We start from the raw sequence: 5,121 nt of genomic DNA on the forward strand, positions 1-5,121 counted from the left end.
TATGTTTGATCTCTAGGAGATTATCGCATATAAAAAAGCGACAAACCATGTGGGCGTAGTTTGACGCTTACAATAAACCTTGTCAGCGCTAACCTTTCTTACTTCTAGTAAATTACATAATTACTGGTGCAGTTCCTAACGTCTTTTTTAGTCAAAAGTACATTAAAAACTAAACATTTAAACTTTGGAGTTGACATATTACCGCAGGTCTTTTGATAAATAAAAAAAGCCGCCTGAGGTGGCAGCTGGGTCTTAAAGTAAAGCACCCGTACTTTAAGTGAAATAATTCAAAAAAGGCAGCCTTAATCTAATGGCTTTCCATACCTCACTAAAACGTGCCACAATAGTTTAAATCCTGAAGTACCTCCTTATACTTCCCTCGTTCGCTCCAAGGTGCTGGATTACGTATTAAGTCCATTACAGCAGTTTTTCTCCTAAAACTGTTTGTTATTGAATACATCACCGTTATACCAATTTTTTGATATTTACCTATTTTAACGTTACAATATTAATATTATAAATAAACATAATCCTCTAAAGGGGGGTACCGTCAGGAAAATGCGGATTTACAACGCTAAGCTCATTCCCAAGTCGATTCCCCAATTTTTAGCAACGCTAAGAAAGGTTCAGTGGTCTTAGCGAATCTAACGAGACCACTTTCTCTGATAAAATTGGTATTATCCTAGTAGATTGATATGCTCCCAGCCTAAAGGTGACATATGATGCAAATGTAATGGGCGCAAATGGTTTGGCTTCTGATACTGTCACTTCCCTTATAAAATGGGCTAATCGCAAAACATCCTCATAATTCTCTATAATGACCTTTGCATTTATTTGTCCGCGTAAGATAGTTTCTAGTTTTGGATAACCACTTGTTTTATCTATGGTAAATAATTTTGGGTTAGATAGATCTCTTATTCTTGGAGCAAATTTAAATCCTAATAAATATAGTCAATCAAAAATTTGGTCTGATTAACCAGGGGTAGGACCAACATTTTGACGTAATACCCACGGAAGTAAAGGGAAATCGCTTATTCAACAGGGGTTTTGTCTTAGCGTGGGAAATATGATAAATGGTTGGTGATACCCCATAATGGGAGACCGCTTACCACCTTTTTTCAATTAATTATTAATTAGAGGACAGATTAAAGTTTTAAAGCAGCAGCCAGTTTAGCTGCTGCTTGTGTTAATGATCTTCTAAATATATTATAATATCTTCCTTATAGTTGTTGTTCCATTCAACAGTAATGAAATATTGTTCTTTAAGTGTAATTTCTATATCTCGTAATTGTTCAATTTTAGTTAATTTTCCATCATTAAGTATATTTGATCCACCAGTGCCAAACCTATTACCTTCAAGTTTCCAAGATATTTCTTTAGGTATTTCTCCATTTCCAATATATTCTATAATCGTGGTATTCTCATAGTTATTTTTCCCCTGTTCTAATATTTTTGTAGTTACTTCCCAATTTTCAGATCTTCCCTTATAATACATTTCCTCGCTAATATGATTTCCTTTAAAGAAATAAGAAGCGCCAGAAACGATAATGAATAATAAAATCAATAAGAATCCAATAAAAATTTTTTTATTCATGCTATTCTCCTTATAAACTTTTACTTAATTGTACCATTTATGACATAGAATTTATAAATAAATTTTAATAAATATACAAAAAAGGTGAGCCCGTAATTTGGAATCACCTTTAAAAATTAAAATTAGTTAGTTACATGATTAGTTAAAGACAAAGTCCATTTACTAGAATTTCTAGTTAATTCAGCTGTACTACTTTGCCCTACAACAGTTGAAGTGGGTTCAATTGTTACAGGAACCCAGCTACTAAGAACGGCGTAAGAATAAGAGTTTGAACTTGGATATTTGTTTCCACTTTTTTGCGTTACACTCCCAATATAATCACATCTTGTACCTGTCTGTCCATAATTTACCGTTTTGGTTCCGATAGACACACTTGAATCAGATCTTGTCCATCCACCAGTTACAGAGCTTAAATCAATACATGAATTTGCACCATCAGCAGATGATCTATTATAATAGTTTGTTGAATATGCTTTTACACTTATAGAGCTATCCCATTTCTCACCATAATCAGTTTCCGAACCCAAAACCCCATAATCTGAATCAGTTTCAGCTAAATCTTTATTGCTAACTAAAGCAAATTCTGTAACTGAAAATACTTCATGTTTTTCTCCATTATCTTCATACACTTCAATCAATTCGCTTGTAGAAGCAATATTTAATTTAACTTTATCTACTTTGGCATTTTTTCCTTTTTCCTTAGATTCTAAATATGCCTCTTTTTTTGAGAACTTTTTTAGTTCATCATCTTTTAAAAATCCCTTTTTTTCTATAGCCATTTTATACAGGTCATCAATATTGCTTGTTGGTTCCTTTTTAAATAATACTTTTGCATCTTTACTTTTAGTGAAAGTACAACCTTTCGGCTTTTCTTCAGATGTTGCACCTAAAGCTGAAGTTGAAATGGAAAACATAAACAAAACCACTAAACAAGCAGATAAGAATTTCTTCATTTTTTCCTCCTTGTATTCAGAATTTTATGAATCTATTAAGTAATACCATCATACCCAATTTGTGTAAACTAAAAAATGCATAATTTTCCCTTTAATTGTATAATTTTGTATTAACTATGATTGTTTAACCTCAGTAAACAGTCAGGGAAATGCGGATATACATCGCTAAGCCCATATCCAAGACAATTCCCCTACTTTTATCAACGTTAAGAAAGTTGTAGTGGTCTTAAAGAATCTAATGAGACCACTTTCTCCGAATTAAAATGATATTCTCCTAGTAAATTAATATGTTCCCAGCCTAAAGGTGACATATGGTGCAATAAGTCTTCATTAAAACTACCTGTTCGTTTTTGATATTCAACTGCTTTTGTTAGATGTAGGGTATTCCAGATACTGATGGCATTGATAATTATGTTTAAGGCACTGGCTCTTTGTAGTTGATGTTGTATGGTTCGTTTCCTAAGCTCTCCTTGTTTTCCGAAGAAAATAGCTCTTGCCAGTCCATTCATGGCTTCTCCTTTATTCAATCCTCTCTGTATTTTTCTTCTTAAAGATTCATCCGAAATGTAATTAAGAATAAAGATTGTTTTTTCTATTCGCCCCATTTCGCGTAAGGCTGTAGCCAAGCTGTTTTGTCTTGAATAAGAGCCTATTTTCCCCATAATAAGGGATGCTGAGACTGTTCCTTCTCTTATTGAATGAGCTAATCGCAAAACATCCTCATAATTTTCTTTAATGACTTTTGTATTTATTTGTCCACGTAAAACAGCTTCTAGTTTTGGATACTCACTTGCTTTATCTATTGTAAATAATTTCGAGTATGATAAATCTCTTATTCTTGGAGCAAATTTAAATCCTAATAGGGGTAGAACCAGCAACTGGCCACTGAGGGGCAACGTAACCACAAAATGGAAAATAGGCGTTTTTGGCATTAAAAATATGCTGTTTTTGTCAGTATGTTTTTTGAATAGAAAAAAGCCGAAAATATGCAAGAAATGAATAAAAACTTGCATATTTTCAGCCTTTGATTATTTTGTTTATTAAACAAAAGCGCCCTATAATGGAATAATAGAACGGGCGTTTTTAAGTAACTTTGTCGTCAATCAACACTTTATGTAGTTCGGAGTATCTTCCTAGCGCCTTCGATTTTCATAATCGCTTCGGAACCACCAGGCAAGATAGGAGCCGTAATCAAAAAGAAGAACTCAGAAACTTAATTATGAGGATTGCCCAGGAACGGAGGCACACGGCTTATGAGATTCAATTTTAAATGAATTAGTCTATAGTTTCTATTAAATAAAAATTATGTATCACACGATTGAACCCGGACAACATGCGCATCTTGTGTGTTTAAGGGTTCATTTTTGTATATGAATTTTATTATTCTTTTTTATATTGATTATGGGTAAATGTAAAAAAATTCTGTAATAAAAAAGTAGGATGCGCTATACACCCTACTTTTTGCTTATAAGAGATTGCCTAAGATAACAACAAATAATCCGATCCCAACAATCAAAGATACCACAAATTGCTTTATTGGGAATTTTTTATTTTCTTGCTTCATTTTCTTGAAGGAGAAGGCAAGGACAAGTATGAGTATGAAGCCTAATATTGAGTTAATCAGCACCCAATTCAAAATCCCACCTCCTTTCTGTTGTTATTGAGGCTCGACGTTAAAGAATCCGGCATAAGTTATTCCGATATAGACTCCGCTTCCATTATTGTTAGCAGAAACACGGGCTGACATTAATGCAGCATACGAAGCAATGATACCTCCCGCAACAGCCACTCCAGGAAACCAGATGCCTGCCACTAACCCCGCTCCTGTATAACCAGCAGCAACAGACGCCATATCCGCCGCAAACTTATTTGCATTACAGTAATTCAAGTAACGGCTCACACCCCACCAATGATAAGCCAAAGAAGTATTCTTTCCTGGGCAGGAAACCAATGTTGTATAGTCGCCAGATTCTTCTGCAGCCAGGGGCTCTAACACGACAATTTCCAAATTACTTTCTACCTTTAGTTTACCATTTTTAACCTCTGTGTTTAAGTCAGATAAATAATCTTTTTGCATTTTAACCAATTCTTTATCATGACCATTTTTTGTCGCTGAACTTGAATCAAATTTAAACAAACCATTCTCAACAGATATGTAAGACTCCAATGCCATAACATCTTCCATCGTGAATTCGCTAGTCTGTTTCCCTAAGCTACTTGCTTGAGCTGTGGTGTTTAACAACACCGGTAAAATTAATAATACTGCCATCAATGATACTAAAAACTTTTTCATTTCCTCTCTCCTATTCTATTAAAATATTTGTCTTGCATTTCCAATTATAGATATTTACCATAATATTGTAAAGATGTTAATTTATTCATTACCATTACAAGCTATTTTCGTGTTAAATCCTTCTTTTCCAAGTAAAGTTTAGTAACAATTAGTATATTTTGATGATCCTCTGCAATTAATATAGTTGGCTTCATACCAACACCTCCTCTAACTGTTAATGAAGTTCTATATTGTCCAGAACTTGACGTCGCTAATTGTCCTAAAACTGACGGATTTCCTGT

Annotated in this window: 4 protein-coding genes and 4 pseudogenes; all 8 read right to left on the reverse strand. The window is 33.8% G+C overall.

The genetic code is table 11. From position 1 onward, the window contains the following. Positions 1–302: 302 nt before the first annotated feature. A pseudogene (locus NCCP133_RS21635) lies at positions 303–427 on the reverse strand (DUF3626 domain-containing protein); the annotation flags it as partial. 266 nt (positions 428–693) lie between these two features. Next, positions 694–948 (reverse strand): annotated as a pseudogene (locus NCCP133_RS21640) (Tn3 family transposase); the annotation flags it as partial. A gap of 238 nt (positions 949–1,186) precedes the next feature. Beyond that, positions 1,187–1,594 carry a hypothetical protein gene (locus tag NCCP133_RS21645; RefSeq protein ID WP_264807298.1) on the reverse strand — a complete coding sequence of 136 codons (408 nt, stop codon included), beginning with the start codon at positions 1,592–1,594 and terminating at the stop codon, positions 1,187–1,189. A gap of 122 nt (positions 1,595–1,716) precedes the next feature. Beyond that, entirely contained in the window at positions 1,717–2,547 is an 831-nt protein-coding gene (locus tag NCCP133_RS21650) for a hypothetical protein (protein ID WP_264807299.1), read from the reverse strand. 206 nt (positions 2,548–2,753) lie between these two features. Continuing rightward, positions 2,754–3,416, reverse strand: a pseudogene (locus tag NCCP133_RS21655) (Tn3 family transposase); the annotation flags it as partial. Positions 3,417–4,012: 596 nt separating this feature from the next. Then, positions 4,013–4,183: a hypothetical protein gene (locus NCCP133_RS21660; protein WP_264807300.1), complete on the reverse strand. Its 171-nt coding sequence runs from the start codon at positions 4,181–4,183 to the stop codon at positions 4,013–4,015. Between the two features lie 21 nt (positions 4,184–4,204). Beyond that, on the reverse strand, positions 4,205–4,840 hold the full coding sequence (locus NCCP133_RS21665; RefSeq protein ID WP_264807301.1) for a hypothetical protein: 636 nt from the start codon (positions 4,838–4,840) through the stop codon (positions 4,205–4,207). A 101-nt stretch (positions 4,841–4,941) separates the two neighbouring features. Then, positions 4,942–5,121 (reverse strand): annotated as a pseudogene (locus tag NCCP133_RS21670) (hypothetical protein); the annotation flags it as partial.

The organism is Cytobacillus sp. NCCP-133, from assembly GCF_026011715.1.
Lineage (GTDB): Bacteria > Bacillota > Bacilli > Bacillales > Cytobacillaceae > Cytobacillus.

Bases quoted from the DNA above. Each gene is read 5' to 3' on its own strand.
- NCCP133_RS21650 (WP_264807299.1), bottom strand. From the start codon at position 2,547: ATGAAGAAATTCTTATCTGCTTGTTTAGTGGTTTTGTTTATGTTTTCC.
- NCCP133_RS21665 (WP_264807301.1), bottom strand. From the start codon at position 4,840: ATGAAAAAGTTTTTAGTATCATTGATGGCAGTATTATTAATTTTACCG.
- NCCP133_RS21645 (WP_264807298.1), bottom strand. From the start codon at position 1,594: ATGAATAAAAAAATTTTTATTGGATTCTTATTGATTTTATTATTCATT.